Source organism: Streptomyces sp. NPDC093591 (assembly GCF_044764885.1).
GTDB lineage: Bacteria > Actinomycetota > Actinomycetes > Streptomycetales > Streptomycetaceae > Streptomyces.
On record NZ_JBIWIY010000027.1, the window covers coordinates 55,580 to 78,889 of the forward strand.

A 23,310-nucleotide genomic window follows, 5' to 3' on the forward strand; every position below is an offset into this window, starting at 1 on the left:
TCTTAGTCCTCCCCCAGGATCTGCGGCACCTTGAAACGCTGCTGCTCCTGGGCCGGGGCGCCGGAGAGCGCCTGCTCGGGGGTGAGCGAGGGACGGACCTCGTCCGCGCGCATGACGTTCGTCAGCGGAAGCGGGTGCGAGGTCGGCGGTACGTCTTGGTCGGCGACCTCGCTGACGCGGGCCACCGCGCCGATGATGTCGTCCAGCTGGCCGGCGAAGTGTTCAAGCTCTTCGGGCTTCAGCTCCAGACGCGCCAGCCGGGCGAGGTGGGCGACCTCCTCGCGCGTGATGCCAGGCATGCAGCGATCCTCTGGGGTGAGTGTGTGTGGTTTGGGGCCAATCCTATGGGGCGGGGGCCTCCGGCCGTTAAACGGTTTCCCCGGGTCGGCGGGACGGCAACGCGGAGGTGAGCCACCTGCGCCCGGATCTTCTGGCGCGGGGAGGTCGCTGCACCGCCGCGCGCCTGGACCTCACTCCGCCGCGGGAAGCGCCGCCTTCGGCCGCACCCACCCCCGCGAACCCCTTGCCCGCAGCCACGCCGTCGTCTCCTCGGGCGGCATAGCCGCCGCGACCAGCCAGCCCTGTACGGCGTCGCAGCCCAGGTCCCGCAGGCGCTCCCACGTCTCGTCGTCCTCGACGCCCTCGGCGACCACGAGCAGGCCGAGCGAATGCGCCAGGTCCACCGTGCAGCGCACGATCTCGGCGTCCTCGTTGTCCACCGCCAGCCGGGCCACGAACGAGCGGTCGATCTTCAGCTCGCTCACCGGCAGCCGTCTGAGGTGCACGAGGGACGAGTAGCCCGTGCCGAAGTCGTCCAGGGACATCTTCACGCCGTGTCCGGTCAGCCCGGCGAGGGTGTCGGCGGCGCGCTGCGGGTCCTCCAGCAGCACGTGTTCCGTTATCTCCAGCTGGAGCGCTCCCGCCGGGACGCCGTGCCGGGCCAGTCGCGCGGCGACGGAGCCGGCGAATCCGGGGGTGTGGACGTCGCGCGGGGAGACGTTGACCGCGACGGGCACGTACAGGCCCTGGGAACGCCACTGCGCCACCTGCCCGAGCGCCGTCTCCAGCACGTACTCCGTCAGATGCGGCATCAGCCCCGAGGACTCGGCGATCGCTATGAACTCGTCCGGCGGCACCTTCCCCCGCTCGGGGTGCACCCAGCGCACCAGGGCCTCGAGGCCGGCCACCTGTCCGTCGAAGCGGACCTTCGGCTGGTAGTGCAGCTCGACCTCATGCGCGTCGAGGGCTCGGCGCAGATCCCCCAGCAGGCCCAGCCGGTCCGGCGTGTTCGAGTCCCGCTTCGACTCGTAGACCTCTACGCCCGTACGGTCCCGCTTCGCCTGGTACATCGCCACGTCCGCGCGCCGCAGCAGCCCCTCGGCGTCGAGGGCGTGGTCGGGGAAGACGGCGACGCCGGCGCTCGCCTCCAGCACCAGGGTGAGCCCGTCGAGGTCGAGCGGGGAGCTGAGGGCGGTGACGAGGCCGCGGGCGACCCGGGTCGCGGATGTCGTGGAGTCGGCGACGGGCAGTAAGACGGCGAACTCGTCGCCGCCGAGCCGCGCGGCCTCCGCTCCGCGGGGCAGGGCGAGGCGCAGCCGGTCCGCTATCTGCAACAGCAACCGGTCGCCGGCGAGATGACCGAGCGTGTCGTTGACCGACCGGAAACGGTCGAGGTCGATCAGCATGAGGGCGGACCGGGCGCCGATGCGCTCGGCGTCGTCGAGCGCGGTCCAGATGCGTTCCAGCAGCCACTGCCGGTTGGGCAGTCCGGTCAGCGGATCGCGCAACTGCTCCTCCGCCCTGGCCCGCGCGATCCACAGGGTGGAGTCGAGGGCGATGAGGGGGATGGAGAACAGCGGCAGCAGCAGGGGCTTGGCGGTGGCGACCACACACACCAGCGGTGTGATGCCGAGCAGGGCGACAGCGACCAGGCCTTGTCTGACCAGCGCGGTGCGGGCGACGGTGGGCAGGCCGCCGTGCGGGGCGTGCAGGTACCAGATCAGGACCCGGGTGACCGTGAGATAGGCGGCGGCGACGAGGACCACGCCGGGGGCGGTGTAGAGCGTCCAGGTGTCGGGGTTCAGGGGGTTCTCGACGGTCGGCACGCGGCCGAAGGCGGCCAGCACGAGGGCTCCGGCGGCGATGCCGAGGATGTCCACCGCGCCGTGCAGCACGCCCTGCCGCCAGCGGCCCCGGCGGGCCGTGCCGACCAGGACGACGACGGTGAGGCTGACCATGCCGGCGGGCACCCAGCCGTACAGCATCAGCACGGCGAGGGTGAGGGCGGCGCCGGAGCCGGTGCCGCCCCACCAGCGGGCGCGGCCGAGCGCGACCAGGTGGCCGACGATGATGCCGGTGAGCACGGCCAGCGACCAGCCGACGGTGCCGGACGGAAAGAGGGCGTGGTGGCCGGTGAACGCCCGGTAGAACCCGGCGCCGAGGACGAATCCGGCCGCCGCGACGACCGCCGCGGGCAGCGCGGGCCAGGACAGGTGCCGTTCGTGTTCGGCGCCCTGCAGATCGGCGGCGTGCTCGGCACCGAGCTGCACGGTGGGGCGACCCTCCGTCGCGGTGCGCTGCCCGGCGGCGCTCCCCGCGCCTCTTTCCGAGCGCGAACGCTCCGCGGTCCGCGTCGCCCACTCCCGCCACACGCCGGCCATCCGGCGCAGCCGTGAGTTCGGGGCGGCGCTCTCGGTCGGTTCCATTCCCGTCCCTCTCACAGCCGGCGGTGCCCACGCCACGCGGCCCGATGCCCGACAACTACCTTCAACGGCACCGCGTTGGAAAACCCTTCCCCTCGCCCTTTCAAAGCCCTCTCAGAGCAAGGGGATGCCCCAACCGCAGCTGGGCACGGCAGGCGCACCCCTCAACAGTAGGCCGCAGAAGGCTTCCACGGGCACCGGTCGTCAACGGTTGCCCGAATGCGCCCCAGCCACCCGTATGCATCTGGTATGCGCCGATCCGGTGGCCTTCAACCGCTACTCCGCTACGGGAAGGGCAACTTCGGCCGCCGCTTCGGGCCCCTGTTCCAACAGGACATTGAAGCCGTCTTCGTTCAGAACAGGCACCTTGAGCTGCATGGCCTTGTCGTACTTGGACCCAGGGCTGTCACCTACGACAACGAAAGACGTCTTCTTCGAAACCGAACCGGTCACCTTCGCTCCGCGACTTTGCAGTGCCTCCTTGGCACCGTCGCGGGTGAAGTGCTCCAGCGTGCCAGTGACGACGACGGTAAGCCCTTCCAGCGGGCGCGGTCCCTCGTCCTCGCCGGAGCCCTCTTCCTCCATGCGGACGCCCGCGGCTTTCCACTTGCGGAGGATTTCCTGGTGCCATTCCTCGGCGAACCACTCCTTGAGGGAGGCGGCGATGATGGGGCCGACACCGTCGGTGTTCGCCAACTCCTCCTCACTGGCCTGTTCGATGCGGTCGATCGAGCGGAACTCGCGGGCCAGCGCCTCGGCGGCGACCGGGCCGACGTGACGGATCGACAGGCCGGTGATGATCCGGGCGAGCGGGCGCTCCTTGGCGGCGGCGATGTTCTCCAGCATCGCGACCGCGTTCTTCTTCGGCTCGCCCTGCTGGTTGGCGAAGACCGTGGCGATCTTCTCCTCGCCGGTCTTCGGGTCCCGCTTGGGCAGACCACTGTCCTGGTCGAGGACGTACGCCCTGATGGGCAGCAGCTGCTCGACGGTCAGGTCGAACAGGTCGCCCTCGTCCACCAGCGGCGGCTCGGCCGGCTCCAGCGGCTTGGTGAGCGCGGCGGCCGCGACATAGCCGAAGTGCTCGATGTCCAGCGCCTTGCGGCCCGCGAGGTAGAACAGGCGCTCGCGCAACTGGGCCGGGCAGGTGCGGGCGTTCGGGCAGCGCAGGTCGACGTCGCCCTCCTTCATGGGCCGAAGCGCCGTACCGCATTCGGGGCACTCGGCCGGCATCACGAATTCCCGCTCGCTGCCGTCGCGCAGGTCGACGACGGGCCCGAGGATCTCGGGGATGACGTCACCGGCCTTGCGCAGCACGACGGTGTCGCCGATGAGGACGCCCTTCAGCTTCACGACGTCCTGGTTGTGCAGGGTGGCGAACTCGACCTCCGAGCCCGCGACCGTGACCGGTTCGACCTGGGCGTACGGCGTCACCCGGCCCGTACGACCCACACCCACACGGATGTTGACGAGCTTGGTGTTGACCTCTTCCGGCGCGTACTTGTAGGCGATCGCCCAGCGCGGCGCGCGCGAGGTGGAGCCGAGCCGGCCCTGGAGGGGGATCTCGTCGAGCTTGACCACGACTCCGTCGATCTCGTGCTCCACGGAGTGGCGGTTCTCGCCGAAGTACGCGATGAACTCCCGCACGCCGTCCAGGTCGTCGACCACCTTGTTGTGCCGGGCGGTGGGCAGGCCCCAGGTCTTCAGCAGGTCGTACGCCTGCGACAGGCGGGTCATGCCGTCGAAGCCCTCCAGGGCGCCGATGCCGTGGACCACCATGTGCAGCGGGCGGGTCGCGGTGACGCGCGGATCCTTCTGGCGGAGCGAACCCGCGGCCGCGTTGCGCGGGTTGGCGAAGGGCTTGTCGCCGGCCCCGACCAGGCGGGCGTTGAGCTCCTCGAACTTCTCCATCGGGAAGTAGACCTCGCCGCGGATCTCCACGAGATCGGGGATGCGGTCACCCTTCAGGCGGTCCGGAATGTCTGCGATCGTACGGACGTTGGGGGTGATGTCCTCGCCGGTACGGCCGTCCCCCCGGGTCGCCGCGCGAGTGAGGCGGCCGTGCTCGTAGGTGAGGTTGACGGCGAGACCGTCGACCTTGAGCTCGCACAGGAAGTGGTACTTCGAAGTGCCGACGTCCTTGTGGACGCGCTCGGCCCAGGCGGCGAGCTCGAGATCGTCGAAGGCGTTGTCCAGCGACAGCATGCGCTCGCGGTGCTGGACCGCCGTGAACTCCGTCTCGTACGCGCCCGCGACCTTCTGGGTCGGCGAGTCCGGAGTGCGCAGCTCCGGATACTCGTCCTCCAGCGCTTCGAGCGAACGCAGGAGCTTGTCGAACTCCGCGTCGCTGATGACGGGAGCGTCCTTCACGTAGTACCGGAAGCGGTGCTCCTCGATCTGCTCAGCGAGCTTCGCGTGCTGCTCCCGTGCCTCGGCGGGCACCGTCGTCTCCGCTTGCTTGTCGCCGGCCACCGTGTTGTCCTCCCGTTACTCTGGGTTGTCCGCGAGGGATCTCGCCGCCCGGACGCAGTGGGCGAGCGCCTGGCGCGCGTACTCCGGGGACGCCCCCGCGAGTCCGCACGACGGCGTGATGGTGACCGCCTCCGCGAGAAGCCCCGGTGACAGCCCCAGCCTGCGCCACAACGTCCTGACACCCATGACGCTACCGGCAGGGTCTGACAATGGGCCGTCCGTGCCCGGGACGACACCGGCGAAGAGCCGGGTACCCCCTTCCACCGCCTCGCCGATCGCGTCGTCGTCACGTTCGGTGAGGAGCGCGAAGTCGAAGGAGATCGCCGTCGCGCCCGCCCGGCGCAGCAGGGCGAACGGGACATCCGGTGCGCACGAGTGGACCACGACGGGGCCGTCGCCGTGAACCCCGACGACGTCCCGGAGGGCCGACTCGACGAGTTGCCGGTCCACGGCCCGGTGGGTGCGGTAGCCGCTGGCGCTCTTGACCTGGCCGCGCAGTACGGCGATGAGGGAGGGCTCGTCGAGCTGGAGGACGAGTTGGGCCCCGGGGACGCGCCGCCGGACCTCCTCCAGGTGCAGCCGCAGGCCCTCGGCGAGCGACGCGGCGAGGTCGCGGCAGGCGCCGGGGTCGGAGAGGGCGGCCTCGCCGTTCCTCAGCTCCAGCGCGGCGGCCAGGGTCCAGGGCCCCACGGCCTGGACCTTCAGCTGCCCCTCGTACCCCTGGGTGAACTCCTCCAGCGCGTCGAGGTCCTCGCCCAGCCACGACCGGGCCCGCCTGGTGTCGCGCCCCGGCCGGTCGCCGATCCGCCAGCCGCTGGGCTCCACGCGCGCGTACAGCTCGACCAGCATCCCCGCGGTCCGCCCGATCATGTCCGCGCCGGGGCCGCGGGCGGGCAGTTCGGCGAGGTACGGGAAGTCCTCGAAGGACCCGGTGACGGTCTTGGCGGCCTCGCGGGCGTCACCGCCGGGCATGGAGCCGACGCCGGTGGCGGGAGCGAAGGTGGGGTTTTCGTTCACGCGGTGAAGCCTACGTATGGTTTTCGCCCCCGCCGCCCCTACCCGTCCCATCCTCCAGGGGCTCCGCCTCTTCGACCCCGCTCCCAGAGGGCTCCGCCCCCTGGACCCCCGCTCCTCAAACGCCGGAGGGGCTGACTTACCCAGCCCGTCCGGGGGCGGCAGCCCCCGGGGACGGGACGGGCAGGGGCGGCGGGGGCGAAATCACCGTCCCGGGCGCACCGTCAGGTCGTTGACCTCCGCGTCCCTGGGCAGATCCAGGGCCATCAGGATCGTCGTCGCCACCGACTCGGGGTCGATCCACTTCGACGCGTCGTACTCCTTGCCCTCCTGCTGGTGGACCTTGGCCTGCATGGGGCTCGCCGTGCGGCCGGGGTAGACGGTGGTGACGCGGACGCCGTTGGCGTGTTCCTCGTGGCGGAGCGAGTCGGCCAGGGCCTTCAGGCCGTGCTTCGACGCGGCGTACGCGGACCAGTCGGCGTGGGCGTTGAGGCCGGCGCCCGAGTTGACGAAGACGACGTGGCCGCGGGCGGCGCGGAGTTGGGGGAGGAAGTGGCGGGTCAGTTCGGCCGGGGAGATCAGATTGACGTTCAGCTGGTGACGCCAGGACTTCGGGGTCAGGTCACCCACCGGGCCGAGGTCCACGACGCCGGCGATGTGCAGCAGGGAGTCCACCCGGTCCGGCAGCGTCTGGTGCGAGAAGGCCCAGGACAGCTTGTCCGGGTCCGCCAGGTCGCCGACCAGTGTCTTCGCGCCGGGAAACTCCGCCGCCAGCTCCTTCGCGCGGCCCGCGTCGCGCGCGTGGAGGACGAGTTCGTCCCCGCGCGCGTGCAGGCGGCGGGCGACGGCCGCGCCGATGCCGGAGCCCGCTCCGGTGATCACATGTGTAGCCATGTTCGCCATGCTCGCATCAGTCGGAGTTCACTCCACGCCCCGGCTCTCCTCCAGATAGGCCAGCGCCCCCACCGGCTCCTCGGCGAAGAACACCAGGTCGGTCAGCGGACGGGGCAGGAAGCCCTCGTCCTCCATGCGGCGGAACTGTTCCTTCAGGCCGTCGTAGAAGCCCGCGGTGTTGAGCAGGACCACCGGCATGTCCGTGTGGCCGTGCTTCTTCAGTTCCAGGATCTCCGTGGCCTCGTCCAGGGTCCCCGTGCCACCGACCATGATCACCACCGCGTCGGCCTTCTCCAGGAGCAGCTTCTTGCGTTCGGCGAGGTCTTTCGCGATCACCATCTCGTCGACGCCCGGGCGGACCTTCGCGGCCAGGAACTCCACGGAGACGCCGACGAGCCGGCCGCCCGCCTCCTGCACCCCGTCGGCCACGACCTTCATCAGGCCCACGTCGGAGCCGCCCCACACGAGCGTGTGCCCGCCCTTGCCCAGGAGTTTCGCGAACTCGCGCGCGGGACGCGTGTAACGGTCGTCGAGGTCGGCGGCGGAGAGGAAGACGCAGATTCGCATGGAGCCACCGTACGCGGGAAGAACCCGGCACCCGCGAGCGCTTTTCGGATATGGCTGACGGACACACGATCACGATCGAGCAGGGCACGCAGCGGGTACGGGTCGCCCACGGCGACCAGGTCCTGGCGGATACCGACCGGCCGCTTCTCCTGCGGGAGACGGGCTGTCCGGTGCGCTACTACATCCCGGCCGAGGACGTACGGCTGGACCTCCTGACACCCTCCGACACGCACACCTACTGCCCGTTCAAGGGAACGGCCTCCTATTGGTCACTGCCGGACGCGGCCGACCTCGTCTGGGCGTACCCGGACCCGAAACCGGACGTGGCCGAGATCAAGGACCACCTCTGCTTCTACGAAGTCGAAGTGTCGTGAGCGATTAGATCCGTGCCGTACGGCAATCTGCACAGGCATGGACAAGAAGACCATTTCGGCCGACGGTACCTCCATCGCCTACGAGACCAGCGGCGAGGGACCTGCGGTGATCCTCGTCAGCGGGGCCATGTCCACCGGGGGCACCGTGGCGCCGTTGGCCGTGCCCCTGTCGGAACGCTTCCGGGTCGTGGCGTACGACCGGCGGGGGCGCGGTGAGAGCGGTGACAAGGCCCCGTACGCCGTGGAACGCGAGGTCGAGGACCTCGCCGCGCTGATCGAGGCGGTGGGCGGCGAGGCGGCGTTGTGCGGCATCTCGTCGGGTGGTGCGCTGGTGCTGGAGGCGGCGGCGAGCGGACTTCCGGTGCGTCAGGTCGCCGTCTACGAGGTGCCGTTCGCCGACTTCCTGGAGGGCGGTGCCGCACAGCACTCGGAGTACACCGCGCAGCTGACCGAGGCGCTCGCGCAGGGCCGGCGCGGGGATGCCGTCGAGCTGTTCCTGCGGCTGACCGGGATGGCCGAGCAGATGATCCAGGGTGCCCGCCAGTCCCCCATGTGGGCCGGCATGGAGACGATCGCGCCGAGCCTCGCCTACGACAACGCCGTGATGGGCGACGGTCTGCTGCCCCGGGCGCGACTCGCTTCGATCACGGTGCCGGTGCTGTCCGTCGCGGGCGGCGCGAGCCCTGCCTGGATGCGCGAGGCGTCGCGGGCGGTCGCGGAGACGGCGCCCGAGGGGACGTATCGGAGCCTGGAGGGGCAGACCCACATGGTCGAGCCGGATGTCCTGGGGCCGGTGCTGGCGGAGTTCTTCGGGGGGTGAGCCCTACCGGTCCGCACGCGCGCGTGGCCCCCGCCCGTGCTCAGGCCACGCCCGCCGTCGCCCGCACCGTGGACGCGATCGTCGCCGAGCCCACCACGCGCGTGCCGTCGTACAGGACGATGGCCTGGCCGGGTGCCACGCCCCGGACCGGCTCGGTGAACGTGACCTCCAGGGAGCCGTCGACCAGTTCGGCGGTCACCTCGGTCTCGCCGCCGTGGGCGCGCAGCTGGGCGGTGTAGGTGCCGGGTCCGGTCGGGGCGGTGCCGCACCAGCGGGGCTTGATGGCGGTGAGGGCGCTGACGTCCAGGGCGGAGGCGGGGCCGACCGTCACCGTGTTGTTCACCGGCGAGATGTCCAGGACGTAGCGCGGCTTGCCGTCGGCGGCCGGGGTGCCGATGCGCAGGCCCTTGCGCTGGCCGATGGTGAAGCCGTACGCGCCCTCGTGGGTGCCGAGCTTGGCTCCCGACTCGTCGACGATGTCGCCCTCCGCCTTGCCGAGGCGGTTCGCGAGGAAGCCCTGGGTGTCGCCGTCGGCGATGAAGCAGATGTCGTGCGAGTCGGGCTTCTTGGCGACCGCCAGGCCGCGGCGCTCGGCCTCCGCGCGGATCTCGTCCTTCGTCGTCAGCGTGTCGCCGAGCGGGAACATGGCGTGCGCCAACTGCTTCTCGTCCAGGACACCGAGGACGTACGACTGGTCCTTGGCCATGTCGGAGGCGCGGTGCAGCTCGCGCGTGCCGTCCTCGTTCAGCACGACGGTGGCGTAGTGGCCGGTGCAGACCGCGTCGAAGCCGAGGGCCAGCGCCTTGTCCAGCAGCGCCGCGAACTTGATCTTCTCGTTGCAGCGCAGGCACGGGTTCGGGGTGCGGCCGGCCTCGTACTCGGCGATGAAGTCCTCGACCACGTCCTCGCGGAAGCGGTCGGCGAGGTCCCACACGTAGAAGGGGATGCCGATGACGTCCGCGGCGCGGCGGGCGTCACGGGAGTCCTCGATGGTGCAACAGCCCCGCGCGCCCGTGCGGAAGGATTGGGGGTTCGCGGAGAGCGCGAGATGGACGCCGGTCACGTCGTGGCCCGCTTCGGCCGCGCGGGCGGCGGCGACGGCGGAGTCGACCCCGCCGGACATGGCGGCGAGGACGCGGAGGGGGCGGGAGGGCTGCGCGGTGTGAGTCATAACCCTTCCAGGGTACGGGGGCGCGGGAACCAGGGCCCGCGAGTATCCGTTGACGATCACATGGGACAGCGGAAGGCTTCGAAGGACGGCGACCGGAAGGTCGGGCGTCGTGCGTTGCTCATCGGCGGGACGGCGGCCGCGGTGGGCTCGGCCGTGCTGGCCCGCGACGAGTTGGCACGGCTGTGGTGGCGGGTTCCGGGCGTGGAGAAGCCGCGCAAGGAGGGCGAGGTCGACTATGCCGGCGCGCGGTGGGTGGCGGCGTCGGACGCGAACTGGAGACGGGCGGACCGTCCCGACGACTACGGCATAGACATGGTGATTATCCATGTCACCCAGGGCAGCTTCGACAGCGCGGTGAGGGTGTTCCAGGACCCGGAGCACGGTGCGGCGGCGCACTACATCGTCCGCAAGGACGGCCATGTCACGCAGATGATCCGCGAGCTGGACGTGGCGTACCACGCGGGCAACCGCGACTACAACGAGCGCAGCATCGGCATCGAGCACGAGGGCTTCGTGGACCGGCCGCAGGACCTCACGGACGAGATGTACGAGGCCTCTGCGCGGCTCACGGCCCGGATATGCGCGCGCTACGACATCCCCGTCGACCGCGAGCACATCATCGGGCACGTGGAGGTGCCGGGGACCGATCACACGGATCCCGGGGAGCACTGGGACTGGGACCGGTACATGAAGCTCGTGCGGGAGACTCCCGCGGCGGAGGCGTGAGCGGTCAGAGCAGGGCTGCGGCCAGGGCCACGGCGGGCGGCAGTCCCTGACCGAGCGCGCCCCGCCACAGCCGGGGGAAGGAGACGGCGAAGACGAGCGCGGAGGCGATCAGGAACGCGCAGAGGTAGACGACGAGGGTCCGGCCCACCGCGGTGCCGTCGTCCGCGTGCAGGGCCACGACTCCGGCGACGAGGCCGAGTCCGAGGAGGATGTTGTACACCGCCACGCCCGAGCGCCACAGGGTGACTTCGGGGGCGTCGGCGGTGGAGGTCGTCAGGAAGACACGGACCGCCGGGCGGTTGTAGAAGAAGCGTTCCAGGATGCCGACGGCGATGTGCGTCAGCACTGCGATCAGGGCGAAGACCTGGGTGGCGAGGTTCACGGGCGGAGTGTCCGCCTGTGTCCGGCCGCCGACAAGAGCGCGCGGCGTGCCCGTGCGCCCCGGCGTGCCCGTGCGGCTGGCGTGCCAGTGCAGCCGGCGTGCCCGTGCGGCCCGACGTAATCCTGCGGCCCCGGCGGAACCCGTGCGGCCCCTGCGCCCCTTACGTCAGTCCTGCCGCCCGCGCCCGTTCCACCGCCGGGCCGATCGCCTTGGCGACCGCCTCGACGTCGGCCTCCGTCGAGGTGTGGCCGAGGGAGAAGCGGAGGGTGCCGCGGGCCAGGTCGGGGTCGGTGCCGGTGGCCAGGAGGACGTGGCTGGGCTGGGCGACGCCCGCGGTGCAGGCGGAGCCGGTGGAGCACTCGATGCCCTGGGCGTCCAGGAGCAGGAGCAGGGAGTCGCCCTCGCAGCCCGGGAAGGTGAAGTGCGCGTTGGCCGGGAGGCGGCCGCCGGGTGCCGGGTCGCCGCCGAGGATCGCGTCCGGGACGGCCGTACGCACCGCCTCGACCAGGGCGTCGCGCAGGGCGCCGATCTCGCTCGCGAACCATGCGCGCTGCTCGGCGGCGAGACGGCCGGCGACCGCGAAGGAGGCGATCGCAGGGACGTCGAGGGTGCCGGAGCGGACGTGGCGCTCCTGGCCGCCGCCGTGCAGGACGGGTACGGGGGTCTGGTCGCGGCCCAGGAGCAGGGCGCCGATGCCGTACGGGCCGCCGATCTTGTGGCCGGAGACCGTCATCGCGGCGAGGCCCGAGGCGGCGAAGTCGACGGGGACCTGGCCGAAGGCCTGGACGGCGTCGGCGTGCAGCGGGACGTCGAACTCCCTTGCCACGTCGGCCAGTTCGCGGATCGGCATGACCGTGCCGATCTCGTTGTTGGCCCACATCACGGTGGCCAGGGCGACGTCGTGGGGGTTGCGGGCGATGGCCTCGCGCAGGGCGTCCGGGTGGACTCGGCCGTAGGAGTCGACCGGGAGGTACTCGACCGTGGCGCCCTCGTGCTCGGCGAGCCAGTGGACGGCGTCGAGGACGGCGTGGTGTTCGACGGGGCTGGCGAGGACGCGGGTGCGGGTTCCTGCCGGGGCGGTGTCGCGGCGGGACCAGTACAGGCCCTTGATCGCGAGGTTGTCGGCCTCGGTGCCGCCGGCGGTGAAGACGACCTCGCTGGGGCGGGCGCCGAGCGCTTCCGCGAGGGTTTCGCGGGCCTCCTCGACGGTGCGCCTCGCGCGGCGGCCGGATGCGTGGAGGGAGGAGGCGTTGCCGGTGACGCTCAGCTGGGCGGTCAGCGCCTCTGCCGCCTCCGGGAGCATGGGGGTCGTCGCGGCGTGGTCGAGGTAAGCCATGGTGGCCACGATTCTAAGGGGCGCTGGTAAAGGGCCCCGCGTCAAGGTGCCCCGGGGGTGCGGCTCAGGTTACGCGCCCTGCCTGCGTCCTCTTGAGGCTCGGTGGCGATGCGCTCGGCGCGGCTCAGGATTTGCGCCCTGGCTGCGTCCTCCTGAGCCTCGGTGGCGATGCACCCGGCGCGGCTCAGGACTTGCGCCCTGCCTGCGTCCTCCTGCACCTCGGTGGCGATGCACCCGGCGCTGCAGGCCGTGCCCACCCGTTCCGCCCCTGCGGAACGACTGCCCACGGCGGTCGGCGGTCGGCGGGTCCGCTCGCGACTGCGGTTCGCGGCGCGGGTTGGCGGTTGGCGGTTGGCGGGTCGACGGTCGGCGGGTCGGCTCACGGCTGCGGCTCGCGGCCACAGATCGACGGACCGGCGGGCCAACGGGGCGACGGGTCAGCGGGGCGACGGGTCAGCGGTCGGCCGTCGGGGAGTCCGCTCGCGACGGCGGCTCGCGGCCTCAGGTCGGCGGTCGGGGTCGGCGGTCGGGGTCGGCGGTCGGGGTCGACGGACGCGGGTCGACGGACGCGGGTCGGCAGTCGGCGGCTCCGCTCACGGCTGCGGCTTGCGTCCGCGGATCGGCGGGCCGACGAGGTCAGCGGTTCGGCGGGCCGACGAGGTCAGCTCTCGGCTGCGGCTCGCGGCCGCCGCTCGCCCCCTGCCGCTCGCCGCCAGGTCGCAGACCCGGTGGCTGCAGCTAGAAGCTCCACGACAGCGTGTTGTCCATCTGCACGAATGCCAGCAGGACCAGCAGGTCGGCGACCCCGAGGCCCATGCCCAGGAACGCGCGGCCGCGGCGCTGCGTGCCGCGCCACAGGGCCACTGCCGCCAGGACGATGGCGGTCGGGCCGAGGAAGATGTTGAAGACCAGCAGGCCGAGGAGGCCAAGGATGAAGGACGCCACGGCCATGCCGTCGGCGTCGCGCGTGCGATTGCGGGTGCCGGGGCGGGCGGTGGCCGGTGCGGTGAGTTGCATGGGTATCAGCTCCCGAGAAGTCGGTGCGGTGGGTGGAATGGAGTGGAGTGGAGTCAGTTGCGGCGGGCGCGGCGCTCGCGGGCGGCGAAGATGCCCAGCCACGCGGCGATCACGGCGGCGGCCACGGCGGTGAAGGCGAGCGGCGCGTGGGCCACGGTGCCCAGCAGCACGCCCAGCAGCAGAAGTGCGGCGACGAGGAACAGCATGGGATTCGGGTCCCCCTTCGAGATCTCTCTCGTCGATCTCTCTCGTTACGTTTCGGTGAACAGTTGTAGTAACAGTTGTTCACTGACTCCCAAGTCTAGCGCGTCGCCCGGCTTTTCAATTCCAGAGAACAGTTGTTAACTGCATGGCATGAGTCACACCGTCGGCCTTCGGCAGGCCCAGAAACAGAAGACCCGACAGGCGCTGCTGGACGCGGCGTTGGGACTGCTGGAGGAGCAGAGCCTGAGCAGTCTCGGTCTGCGCGAGGTGACCCGCGCCGTCGGCGTCGCTCCGACGGCCTTCTACCGGCACTTCCGCTCCACCGCGGATCTGGGCGTCGCCCTCGTCGAGGAGGCGCTGGGCAGCCTGCACCCGATGATCCGCACGATCGTCTCGTCGTCCGGCGACAGCGACCAACGCATAGAGCGCGCCGTCGGGTTGATCGCCCAGCACGTCGCCACGCACCCGGCCCACGTCCGTTTCATCGCCCGTGAGCGGCACGGCGGAGTGCAGTCGGTGCGGGAGGCGATCCAGGACCAACTGGCCCGTTTCGCCGAGGAAGTGAAGGCCGCGCTCACCAAGGACCCGCTCTCCGCAGGCTGGAACGACGACGACCTCCTCATGCTCGCCGACCTCTACGTCGACCAGATGCTGATGACGGCCTCGCTGTTCCTGGACGCCCTGGAGGCACCGGAGGAGGAGCGGCGGCGCGTCGCCCAGGTCGCGACCCGCCAGATGCGGCTGATCAGCATCGGCCGGGAACACTGGCTGGACTGAGAACCGGCAGCACGACACAGGACAGGGGCGGCACCCCCGGTGTACGGGAAGTGCCGCCCCTGTCGCATGGCGGAAGTGTCACCCCTGTCGCATGACGGAAGTGTCACCCCTGCCCCATGGCCGAAGTGTCACCCCTGCCCCATGGCCGAAGTGCCGCCCGCCTCACGGCGTCCGCGTCAGCTCTTGGCCGCCGAGGCCGCCGCGCTCGGCGCGCCGCTCGGGGCGCCGCTCGGAGCCGCGCCGCCGCCCTGGCCACCCGGACCGCCACAGCCACCCTGGCCGCCGCCAGGGCCGCCCTGACCGCCGCCCCGCCCCCCGCCGGGGGCGCCGCTGGGAGCACCGCTCGGCGCGCCCGAGGGAGCCCCGGACGCCCCCGCCGAAGGCGCCCCCGAGGGAGCACCGCTCGGCATGCCCGACGGCGCCTCGCTGGGCGCGCCCGATGGCTGCCGGCACGACGACGATGACTGCTGCCCGGAGTTGCCGCTGTTCGAGGTCGACGACGAGTCGCCGGAGCCACAGGCCGCCAGAGCCAGGGGCGAGAGCGCCAGCAGGGCCACGGCGGGGAGGAGACGCGCACGCTTCATGAGAAACAGCTCCAAGGAAGATGAGGAAGTCCTGTGCGTGAACTCAACCAACGCCGCTTAAGGGGCCCTTGGGGCTCTGCTGTAGGGGGCCTGTGCGCGAGGCAAAGCACCCTTAAAGACACCTCACCGACCTGCGCGTTTCCTCAGATCGACAACCTACTCGCTGGTACAAGGCCGTGACAGAAGCGGGTTCTGCCCACCTGACGACCAGCCTCAACGGCCCGTGCGCGACCGCGGGTCGGGGCGCTTCAGCCGAGCCTCACCCGCGCCAGCTGCCTCGACTGCGCCACCAACCGGTCGGCGCTGTCCCAGACCTCGGCGTCCTCCTCCAGGAAGCCGCCCGCCAGGTTGCGGGTCGTGATCGAGACCCTCAGCGGGCCCGGGGCCGGGCGGCACCGTATGTGCACGGTGAGTTCGACCGTCGGGACCCAGCCGGAGATGCCGATCTCGAAGGCCGTCGGGGGCAGCGCGTCCACCGCCAGCAGCAGCGAGAGCGGATCGGCGTCGCGGCCGTCGGCGAGGCCGAACCACGCCCGCATCTCGCCCTTGCCCGACGGCTGACCGAGGGCCCAGCCCAGGGTGGACGGGTCGAGCTTGAGCATCAGGCGGTCGGCGATGGCCGAGCTGCCCGAGACGGGAGCGGGTCCGTCTTCGGGGCCGAAGCAGTGCTCCATCGGCGGGAACGCCGGCGGCTTGGCCGTCGTACGGACGTCGTCGGGGAGGGAGTCGAGGTCACCGTACGAGGCGAGGACGCGGATGCGCTCGATCTCGTTGCCCTCGTCGTCGCGCTGGAAGAGCGAGGCCTGACCGGTCGACAGCGTCCGCCCGGTGCGCACCACGTCCGTGCGGACGACCGCCGGACCCGGCTGGGACGCGGTCAGGTAGTGCGCGGAGATGGTGAACGGGTCGCTGTGCGGCAGGGCGTCCGCGAGGGCGCGGCCGAGGACGGCCAGCAGATAGCCGCCGTTGACGGCGCTGATGATGGTCCAGCCGGCCGAGAGGTCGATGTCGTAGACGCCGGGTGCGCGCGCGGTGAGCGCGGTGTCGCGGTCGAACTCGCTGTCGCCGATCGTGGCCTGCGGGGCCGTCGGGGCGGAGGCTGCTTCTGGCATGGCTGAACCGTACAACAGCTAACTACTAAGCGGTAGCTTTGCTGCTTCAACCGTCGGCTAGGTGTGAGCAACTTTTCGGTAAGTGTCCCCGCTCGTCCGAAACCCGGAGACCGATCTCCCCCTCTATGAGGACATGAGTCTCACCGGGACCCCGTTCCTCTACACGCTCATCGCGCTGTGCGTCGTCGCCGTCGCGCTGCCGCTGGTCCTCTGGTCACGGGTGCGCGGACCCAAGATCCTGCGGGCCGCCGCCCGGGTGCTGATGCTGCTGTTCGCGCAGGGCACGGCGGTCGCCCTGGTCTTCACGATGGTCAACAACTCCAACCAGCTGTACGACAACTGGGGCGACCTGCTCGGCACCAGCGACCATGTGCACGAGGCCGCCGACCTCGGGGCGAGCGGCACCGGCGGGATCGCGCTGGAGCAGCTGCCCAAGGTCCGGCAGGTCTTCAAGCCGGGCAAGGGGCCCGGCATGCGCGCGGAGGGCGGAGTGCTGGTCACCCAGCTCAAGGGCCGGGTCTCCGGAGTGCACGCCGAGGTCAACGTCTGGCTGCCGCCGCAGTACCGCGACCCCGCCTACCGCAACCACAAGTTCCCGGTCGTCGAGGTGCTGCCGGGCTATCCGGGCTCGTCGAAGGCGTGGTACGGCACGATGGACGCGCCCGAGCAGCTGGCACCGCTGATGCGCAGCGGGCAGATCGAGCCGTTCATCATCGTCTCGCCGCGCACCACGCTGCTGCCGGGCAAGGACACCGGCTGCGCGAACATCCCGGGCAAGGTGAACGCCGACAGCTGGCTCAGCATCGACGTACCGAAGATGGTCATGGACAACTTCCGGGCCCAGGCCGCGCCGGACGGCTGGGCGGTCGCCGGGTACTCGGCGGGCGCGCACTGCGCGGCGAAGCTGGCGGTCGCCCACCCCGACCGCTACCGGGCCGCGGTCAGCATGTCCGGCTACAACGACCCCGCCGCCGTACCCCAGTCGCTGGCCGGCAAGTCCCCGGCCCTGCGGGCCGCGAACAACCCGTACATGCTTCTGAAGGGGTCCCGTGTACCGCCGCGCGTCGCGCTCTATCTGTCCGGTCAGCCGAAGGACGGGTACGAGGCGGCCCTGGCCATCCAGCGGGTGGCGAAGGCGCCCACGACCGTGGACGTGGTGTTCATCCCGACCTCCGCGGGCGGCCACACCATGGCGCTGTGGAAGCCGCAGGTGGTCCCGGCGTTCCGCTGGCTGACCGAGGTGATGGGCACACAGCCCCCGGGCCGTACGGCGCCGGGCTCGGGCGGGACTACTCCTCTCGCACCGTCGACCGCCGGTTCCAGGCACGCGGAGCTCGCCAGTGGAACCGCATCGCCAGCAGCCGCAGCACGAAGGCCGTGACGGCCGCGAGGGCGCTGGTGAACGGGTTCAGGGCGTCGTAGTGGAGGCACAGGACGACCATCGTGGAGCCGACGATCGCCGGGACCGCGTACAGGTCGCGGTCCCAGCGCAGCAGTGACGGCACCTCGTTGGCCAGGACGTCCCGCAGCACACCGCCGCCCACGGCGGTCGCCATGCCCAGACATGCGGACGCGGTGAGGTTGAGGCCGTAGTCGTACGCCTTCGTCGTCCCGGCGACGCAGAACAGGCCGAGGCCCGCCGCGTCGAAGACGTTCACGCCGGTCTGGATGCGCTCCACGTGCGGGTGGAGGAAGAAGACGAGCAGCGCGGCGAGCAGCGGGGTGAGGAAGTACCCCAGGTCCGTGAAGGCGGCCGGGGGTACCGCGCCGATGATCAGGTCCCGGAACAGCCCGCCGCCCAGGGCGGTGACCTCGGCGAGGACGGCGATACCGAAGACGTCGAAGTTCTTGCGGACGGCCAGCAGGGCGCCGGAGATGGCGAAGACGAAGATGCCGATCAGGTCGAGCGTGTGCTGGACGGACGGGCTGAACAATTGCTGGAGCACTCGCACATTCTTGCGCAACCGAAAGCCCCCGCCTTGCAAAGCAAGGCGGGGGCCTGAGTGCGGTTACTTGCTTTCGTCCGTGGAGGACTCGGTGGACGGCTCGGTGGACGCCCCGGTCTTCGGCTCCGCGGACACCTCGTCCGGCACCAGCGTCGCGGCCTCCTTGGCCACGGACAGCAGCACCGTGTCCTGCGGCTGCTGGTCCTCGAAGTTCTCCGGGTGGTGGCACGCCACCCGCTGGCCGGGCCTGAGCTCCGCCAGCGGCGGTTCCGTCGTCCGGCAGATCTCCGTCGCCTTCCAGCACCGCGTGTGGAAGCGGCAGCCGCTGGGCGGGGAGATCGGCGAGGGCACGTCACCGCGCAGCAGGATGCGTTCGCTCTTGGCGCCCCGGCGCTTGGGGTCCGGCACCGGCACGGCCGACATCAGGGCCTTGGTGTACGGGTGCATCGGCGCCTCGTACAGCGAGGTGCGGTCGGCGAGTTCGACGATCTTGCCGAGGTACATCACCGCGATACGGTCCGAGACGTGCCGTACGACGGAGAGGTCGTGCGCGATGATCACGTACGTGAGGCCGAGCTCCTCCTGGAGGTCGTCCATCAGGTTCACGACCTGCGCCTGGATCGACACGTCCAGCGCGGAGACCGGCTCGTCGGCCACCACCAGCTTGGGCTTGAGCGCGAGCGCCCGCGCGATGCCGATGCGCTGGCGCTGGCCGCCGGAGAACTCGTGCGGGTAGCGGTTGTAGTGCTCGGGGCTCAGGCCCACCAGCTCAAGGAGGCGCTGGACCTCCTTCTTCACCCCGCCCTCGGGCTCGACGCCCTGGAGGCGGAACGGCGCCGAGACGATGGAGCCGATGGTGTGCCGGGGGTTCAGGGAGCCGTACGGGTCCTGGAAGATCATCTGGATGTCCCGGCGCAGCGGGCGCATCCCGGCTGTGTTCAGCCGCGTGATGTCCTTGCCCTCGAAGTGGATCGAGCCGCCGGTCGGGTCCTGGAGGCGGGTGATGACCCGGCCCATGGTCGACTTGCCGCAGCCGGACTCGCCGACCACGCCGAGGGTCTCGCCCTTGCGCACCTCGAAGTCGATGCCGTCGACGGCCTTGACCGCGCCGACCTGGCGCTGGAGCACGCCCTTGCGGATCGGGAAGTGCTTCTGCAGGCCCTCGACCTTGAGGAGCACCTCGCGCTCGCCGGAAGCGGCACCGGATTTCGCCTCGTCGGTTTTCGCCGCGTCCGTCTTCTTCGTCTCACTCACAGCTTCGGCGCAATCTCTTCGGTCCAGATCCGCGTACGGTCCTCCTGCGAGAGATGGCAGGCGGAGAAGTGCCCGCCGCCGACCTGCTGGAGCTCCGGGCGCACGGTACGGGTGACATCGCCCTTGGGGACGTCCGCGTACGGGCAGCGGGGGTGGAAGGCGCAGCCCGAGGGGACGTTGATGAGGCTCGGCGGCTGGCCCTTGACGGGGATGAGCCGCTCGGAGGTCTCCCGGTCGATGCGCGGCATCGAGCCGAGCAGGCCCCAGGTGTACGGGTGTTGCGGCCGCTCGAAGACGTCGTCGACCGAGCCGCGCTCCACGCACCGGCCGCCGTACATCACCAGGACGTCGTCGGCGATCTCGGCGACCACGCCGAGGTCGTGGGTGATGAGGACGACCGCGGAGCCGAACTCCTTCTGCAGGTCCCGGATGAGGTCGAGGATCTGCGCCTGGACGGTGACGTCGAGGGCGGTGGTCGGCTCGTCCGCGATGAGCAGTTCCGGGTTGTTGACCAGCGCCATGGCGATCATGGCTCGCTGGCGCATACCGCCGGAGAACTCGTGCGGGTAGTTGTCGACGCGCTTGTCCGGCTCGGGGATCCCGACCCGGTCGAGCATCTCGATCGCCCGCTTGCGCGCGGTCTTCTTGTTGACGTCGTGGTGGACCCGGTAGGCCTCCACGATCTGGGTGCCGATCGTGTAGTACGGGTGCATCGCGGACAGCGGGTCCTGGAAGATCATCGCCATCTCGCGGCCGCGCAGCCGGCGCACCTCGTCCGGGTCGGCGGCGACCAGCTCCTTGCCGCCGAGCCAGATCTCGCCGGACATCCGCACGTTCTTGCCGCGCGCCCCGAGCCGGTGCAGGCCCATGATCGCCAGCGAGGTGACGGACTTTCCGGAACCGGACTCGCCGACGATGCAGAGGGTCTTGCCCTTCTCCACCTGGAAGCTGAGCCCGTCGACGGACTTGACCAGGCCGTCGTCGGTCGGGAAGTGCACCTTGAGGTCACGGACCGCGAGGAAGGCGTCGGGTGCGTTCGAGGGCGAGGGCTCGCCCACGGCGGCTCCGGTCTTGGAGAGTTCGGTCACGAGAGCCTCACGCGCGGGTCGGCGGCGGCGTAGAGCAGGTCCACCAGGAGATTTGCGATCACGACGAAGAAGGCGGCGAGCAGGGTGACGCCGAGGATCGGGGGGAGGTCGTTGTCGGTGATGCCCTGCACCGCGTACTGGCCGATGCCGGGCAGCGAGAAGACCTTCTCGGTGATCACGGCGCCGCCGAGCAGCAGGCCCAGGTCCATGCCGAAGACCGTGATGATCGGGGTCAGCGCGGCCCGCAGCCCGTGCCGGGCCACGACATTGCGCTCGCGCAGGCCCTTGGCGCGGGCCGTGCGGATGAAGTCCTCGCTCATCGTCTCCAGCATGCCCGAGCGGGTGAGCCGGGCGTAGATCGCGGAGTACAGGAGGGCGAGCGAACACCAGGCCGGGAAGAGGGTGTTGGCCCATTGGGCCGGATTCTCGGTGAACGGCACATAGGTGCGGCCGAAGATCGGCCACTGGAAGGTGAAGAGGAACAGGGCGAGCTGACCCGTGAAGAACATGGGCAGCGAGACACCGGCGAGCGCGATGCCCATGAAGGTGCGGTCGAAGATGCTGCCGGGCTTGAGCGCGGAGATCACGCCGATCAGGACGCCGGACACCAGCCACATCACGGCGGCACCGACGGCCAGCGAGAGGGTCACCGGAATGCGCGAGGTGAGCTGCGGCCAGACCTCGACGTGGGTCCTGAAGGAGTAGCCGAAGCAGGGCGCGCTGCAGTGCGTGGTGGTGGGGCCCAGGTCATAAGTGGCGCCGGCCACGATCCCCTTGATGAAGTGCCAGTACTGGACGTACACGGGGTCGTCCAGACCGAGGTTCTGCTTGACCGCGGCGATGTCCGCCTGCGACGGACTCTTCCCGAGGTACTGCTGCGCCAGCTGGTCGGCGGTCTGGCCGGCGAGCCGTGGCAGCAGGAAGAAGATCGCGAAGGTGACCGCGGTGACGACCAGCAGCAGGATCACTGCCGCGAACGTCCGACGGAGGATGTACGAGATCACGGGACCGGCGCTGGTGCCCGCGGGCGGCTAAGCCCGCGGGCACCAATGCCTTCACCTGCCTTCCGGGGCTACTTCTTGGTCGTGCCGATGTTGAGGTAGTCGTACTGACCGCTGAAGGCCGCCGTGGACACCAGGTTGGTGAAGTTGGCCGGGCGGTACAGCAGGACCTTGAAGTAGGACAGCGGGACGAGCGCGGCCTGGTCCATCGCACGCTTGTCGATCTGCGCGTACAGGCTGTTGCGCTCGGCCTCGTCCTCGGTGGCGATGGCCTTTTCCAGCGTCTCGTTGATCTGCTTGTCGTTGATGTACGAGAGGTTGGTGTTGCCGGACGCGCCGATCGCGTCACCGTGCAGGATCTGCTGCAGGAAGCCGTAGCCGGAGGGCCAGTCGGCGCCCCACTGCATCATGTGCAGGCCGATGTTCTGCTTCTTGTCGAACGCCGGCACACCCGCGTAGTCGGTGAAGTACTTGCCCGACGGGAACTGCTTCATGGTCGCGTTGATGCCGACCTTCTTCAGCGAGGCGATGATCGCGGTGGCCGCGTCGATCTCCTGCGGGCGGTCGCTGCGCGCCGAGATGTTGGTGTTGATGGTGGTCTTGCCGCAGGCCTTCAGCTGCTCCTTGGCCTTGGCGACGTCGCCCTTGTTGCCCTCGGTGGCGTAGACGTCCGCCTTCTGGTAGCCCGGAATGTCCGGCGGCAGGACGGTGGTGGCGATGTCACCGCGGATCGGGCCGCCCAGGGCGGTCTGCACGGAGACCTTGTCGATGGCGTACTCGACGGCCTTGCGGCATTCGACCTTGTCGAACGGCGCGACCTGGTTGTTGATCGCCATGTAGACCAGGCGGCCACCGTAGGTGTTGTCGGTGTTGGCCTTCAGCGCCGCGTCGTTGACGACCTTCGCCTGGGTCGCGGCCTGGACACCGGTGCCACCGAGGTCGATCGCGGTGCCGGCCTGGACGTCCTGGTCGATGGTCTCGGCGTTGACCTTGAGCTTGACGACGATCTTGTCCGGGTACTGCTTGCGCAGCGGGTCCGTCTTCGGGTCCCAGTTCTCGTTGCGGACGAGGACGACCTGCTTGCCCTCGTCGTAGCTCTGGAACTTGTAGGAGCCCGAGGACACGATCTTCTTGACGTAGTCGATGCCCGTGTCCTTGGCCTTGGGCACCGGAGCCGTCTGCGGCGTCGCGACCAGGTAGTCGAACTCCTGGAAGGCGCGGTTGAGCTTGAAGACGATCGTGCTGTCGTCCGGCGTCTCGATGGACGCGAGGCCCTTGTCGCTCTTGTCCTTGTACGGGCCCTTGTACTTGTCGCCGCCCTCGAGGAACTGCTGGAAGTAGTTCGGGCCGAGGGAGAGCACGTCACGCGCGAAGTTGGAGCGCTCGACGGCGTACTTGACGTCCTTCGAGGTGATCGGCGTGCCGTCCTCGTACTTCAGACCCGAACGCAGCTTGTACGTCCAGGTCTTGCCGCCGTTGCTGGGCTCGCCCGGGGCCGCCGCGAGGTCCGGGACCAGCTCGTTGCCGGCCTCGCCCGCGGCGGGCTTGAAGGTCATCAGCGGGCGGGCGTAGAGCCGGCTGAGGTTGTACATGTACGCGTAGTACGTGTTGCCGGGGTCGAAGGAGTCCGGCACGTCCGAGTACTCGTACGTGACCGTGCCCCCCTTCTGGGTGGAGGCGTTGACGACACCCTTGGTCGCTGCGTTGGCCCCAGCCGACTTGTTTCCGTCTTCACCGTTGTCATCGGCTTTGCTGCATGCCGAGAGCAGCAGGCTCGCACTGCCGATAGCCGCAACCGCGGCCAGCGTTGACCTTCGCATGATGGTCCGCTTCCCCTCCATTGTTGGAAACCTGTTGGACTCGTACCGCGGC

General features: G+C 70.4%; 23 protein-coding genes. 6 read left to right on the forward strand and 17 right to left on the reverse strand.

What is annotated here, in order from left to right; genetic code table 11:
• Window positions 1-2: 2 nt before the first annotated feature.
• From gatC to ACIREI_RS41950, 6 genes are all read right to left on the reverse strand, one after another.
• Complete coding sequence (gene gatC / locus ACIREI_RS41925) at window positions 3-299, reverse strand: Asp-tRNA(Asn)/Glu-tRNA(Gln) amidotransferase subunit GatC (protein WP_007384860.1); 297 nt, start codon at window positions 297-299, stop codon at window positions 3-5.
• A gap of 171 nt (window positions 300-470) precedes the next feature.
• Window positions 471-2,705: a putative bifunctional diguanylate cyclase/phosphodiesterase gene (locus tag ACIREI_RS41930; protein ID WP_403345052.1), complete on the reverse strand. Its 2,235-nt coding sequence runs from the start codon at window positions 2,703-2,705 to the stop codon at window positions 471-473.
• A gap of 273 nt (window positions 2,706-2,978) precedes the next feature.
• Window positions 2,979-5,171 carry an NAD-dependent DNA ligase LigA gene (ligA, locus tag ACIREI_RS41935; protein ID WP_403345054.1) on the reverse strand — a complete coding sequence of 731 codons (2,193 nt, stop codon included), beginning with the start codon at window positions 5,169-5,171 and terminating at the stop codon, window positions 2,979-2,981.
• Window positions 5,172-5,186: 15 nt separating this feature from the next.
• On the reverse strand, window positions 5,187-6,188 hold the full coding sequence (locus ACIREI_RS41940) for a methionine synthase (protein WP_403345056.1): 1,002 nt from the start codon (window positions 6,186-6,188) through the stop codon (window positions 5,187-5,189).
• Between the two features lie 201 nt (window positions 6,189-6,389).
• The gene (locus ACIREI_RS41945; protein ID WP_403345058.1) at window positions 6,390-7,079 is read right to left on the reverse strand and encodes an SDR family oxidoreductase; all 690 of its coding nucleotides are present in this window, start codon (window positions 7,077-7,079) and stop codon (window positions 6,390-6,392) included.
• A gap of 27 nt (window positions 7,080-7,106) precedes the next feature.
• Window positions 7,107-7,646, reverse strand: a complete 540-nt coding sequence (locus ACIREI_RS41950) for a TIGR00730 family Rossman fold protein (RefSeq protein WP_403345060.1) — start codon at window positions 7,644-7,646, stop codon at window positions 7,107-7,109.
• 50 nt (window positions 7,647-7,696) lie between these two features.
• Between ACIREI_RS41950 and ACIREI_RS41955 the strand changes: the two genes are divergently transcribed.
• Together ACIREI_RS41955 and ACIREI_RS41960 are read left to right on the forward strand one after the other, a co-directional pair.
• Entirely contained in the window at window positions 7,697-8,020 is a 324-nt protein-coding gene (locus tag ACIREI_RS41955; protein ID WP_403345062.1) for a DUF427 domain-containing protein, read from the forward strand.
• A 37-nt stretch (window positions 8,021-8,057) separates the two neighbouring features.
• On the forward strand, window positions 8,058-8,840 hold the full coding sequence (locus ACIREI_RS41960) for an alpha/beta fold hydrolase (RefSeq protein WP_403345064.1): 783 nt from the start codon (window positions 8,058-8,060) through the stop codon (window positions 8,838-8,840).
• Between the two features lie 40 nt (window positions 8,841-8,880).
• On the opposite strand, the gene mnmA is transcribed toward ACIREI_RS41960, so the two are convergent.
• The gene (gene mnmA, locus ACIREI_RS41965; protein WP_403345066.1) at window positions 8,881-10,011 is read right to left on the reverse strand and encodes a tRNA 2-thiouridine(34) synthase MnmA; all 1,131 of its coding nucleotides are present in this window, start codon (window positions 10,009-10,011) and stop codon (window positions 8,881-8,883) included.
• Window positions 10,012-10,071: 60 nt separating this feature from the next.
• Here mnmA and ACIREI_RS41970 point away from each other — a divergent pair, with 60 nt between their 5' ends.
• Complete coding sequence (locus ACIREI_RS41970; protein WP_403345068.1) at window positions 10,072-10,737, forward strand: N-acetylmuramoyl-L-alanine amidase; 666 nt, start codon at window positions 10,072-10,074, stop codon at window positions 10,735-10,737.
• A 4-nt stretch (window positions 10,738-10,741) separates the two neighbouring features.
• Here the strand turns inward: ACIREI_RS41970 and ACIREI_RS41975 are convergent, their stop codons facing one another.
• The 4 genes from ACIREI_RS41975 to ACIREI_RS41990 all read right to left on the reverse strand — a co-directional run bounded on the left by ACIREI_RS41975 (window position 10,742) and on the right by ACIREI_RS41990 (window position 13,678).
• On the reverse strand, window positions 10,742-11,119 hold the full coding sequence (locus ACIREI_RS41975) for a DUF1304 domain-containing protein (RefSeq protein WP_403345070.1): 378 nt from the start codon (window positions 11,117-11,119) through the stop codon (window positions 10,742-10,744).
• A gap of 160 nt (window positions 11,120-11,279) precedes the next feature.
• Window positions 11,280-12,455, reverse strand: a complete 1,176-nt coding sequence (locus ACIREI_RS41980; RefSeq protein WP_403345072.1) for a cysteine desulfurase family protein — start codon at window positions 12,453-12,455, stop codon at window positions 11,280-11,282.
• 738 nt (window positions 12,456-13,193) lie between these two features.
• On the reverse strand, window positions 13,194-13,472 hold the full coding sequence (locus ACIREI_RS41985) for a DUF4190 domain-containing protein (RefSeq protein ID WP_403345073.1): 279 nt from the start codon (window positions 13,470-13,472) through the stop codon (window positions 13,194-13,196).
• Window positions 13,473-13,525: 53 nt separating this feature from the next.
• A complete protein-coding gene (locus ACIREI_RS41990; protein ID WP_167364381.1) occupies window positions 13,526-13,678 on the reverse strand; it encodes a hypothetical protein in 153 nt (50 codons plus the stop codon).
• A gap of 148 nt (window positions 13,679-13,826) precedes the next feature.
• Here ACIREI_RS41990 and ACIREI_RS41995 point away from each other — a divergent pair, with 148 nt between their 5' ends.
• Both ACIREI_RS41995 and ACIREI_RS42000 read left to right on the forward strand, forming a co-directional pair.
• Window positions 13,827-14,453 carry a TetR family transcriptional regulator gene (locus ACIREI_RS41995; protein WP_403345076.1) on the forward strand — a complete coding sequence of 209 codons (627 nt, stop codon included), beginning with the start codon at window positions 13,827-13,829 and terminating at the stop codon, window positions 14,451-14,453.
• A gap of 408 nt (window positions 14,454-14,861) precedes the next feature.
• The gene (locus ACIREI_RS42000; protein WP_403345078.1) at window positions 14,862-15,098 is read left to right on the forward strand and encodes a hypothetical protein; all 237 of its coding nucleotides are present in this window, start codon (window positions 14,862-14,864) and stop codon (window positions 15,096-15,098) included.
• Between the two features lie 187 nt (window positions 15,099-15,285).
• On the opposite strand, the gene ACIREI_RS42005 is transcribed toward ACIREI_RS42000, so the two are convergent.
• A complete protein-coding gene (locus ACIREI_RS42005) occupies window positions 15,286-16,149 on the reverse strand; it encodes a thioesterase family protein (RefSeq protein ID WP_403345080.1) in 864 nt (287 codons plus the stop codon).
• A 133-nt stretch (window positions 16,150-16,282) separates the two neighbouring features.
• On the opposite strand from ACIREI_RS42005, the gene ACIREI_RS42010 reads away from it, so the two are divergent.
• A complete protein-coding gene (locus ACIREI_RS42010; RefSeq protein ID WP_403345081.1) occupies window positions 16,283-17,530 on the forward strand; it encodes an alpha/beta hydrolase in 1,248 nt (415 codons plus the stop codon).
• Here ACIREI_RS42010 and ACIREI_RS42015 read toward each other — a convergent pair.
• From ACIREI_RS42015 to ACIREI_RS42035, 5 genes are all read right to left on the reverse strand, one after another.
• Window positions 17,439-18,095 carry a trimeric intracellular cation channel family protein gene (locus ACIREI_RS42015; RefSeq protein WP_403345083.1) on the reverse strand — a complete coding sequence of 219 codons (657 nt, stop codon included), beginning with the start codon at window positions 18,093-18,095 and terminating at the stop codon, window positions 17,439-17,441. The genes ACIREI_RS42010 and ACIREI_RS42015 overlap by 92 nt on opposite strands.
• A gap of 63 nt (window positions 18,096-18,158) precedes the next feature.
• The gene (locus tag ACIREI_RS42020; protein ID WP_403345085.1) at window positions 18,159-19,349 is read right to left on the reverse strand and encodes an ABC transporter ATP-binding protein; all 1,191 of its coding nucleotides are present in this window, start codon (window positions 19,347-19,349) and stop codon (window positions 18,159-18,161) included.
• Window positions 19,346-20,437, reverse strand: a complete 1,092-nt coding sequence (locus ACIREI_RS42025) for an ABC transporter ATP-binding protein (protein WP_403345087.1) — start codon at window positions 20,435-20,437, stop codon at window positions 19,346-19,348. Before ACIREI_RS42025 ends, ACIREI_RS42020 begins: the two co-directional genes overlap by 4 nt.
• Window positions 20,434-21,441: an ABC transporter permease gene (locus tag ACIREI_RS42030; protein ID WP_403345089.1), complete on the reverse strand. Its 1,008-nt coding sequence runs from the start codon at window positions 21,439-21,441 to the stop codon at window positions 20,434-20,436. The genes ACIREI_RS42025 and ACIREI_RS42030 overlap by 4 nt, the downstream gene beginning before the upstream one ends.
• A gap of 68 nt (window positions 21,442-21,509) precedes the next feature.
• Window positions 21,510-23,279: an ABC transporter substrate-binding protein gene (locus ACIREI_RS42035; protein ID WP_403345091.1), complete on the reverse strand. Its 1,770-nt coding sequence runs from the start codon at window positions 23,277-23,279 to the stop codon at window positions 21,510-21,512.
• Window positions 23,280-23,310: the final 31 nt, after the last annotated feature.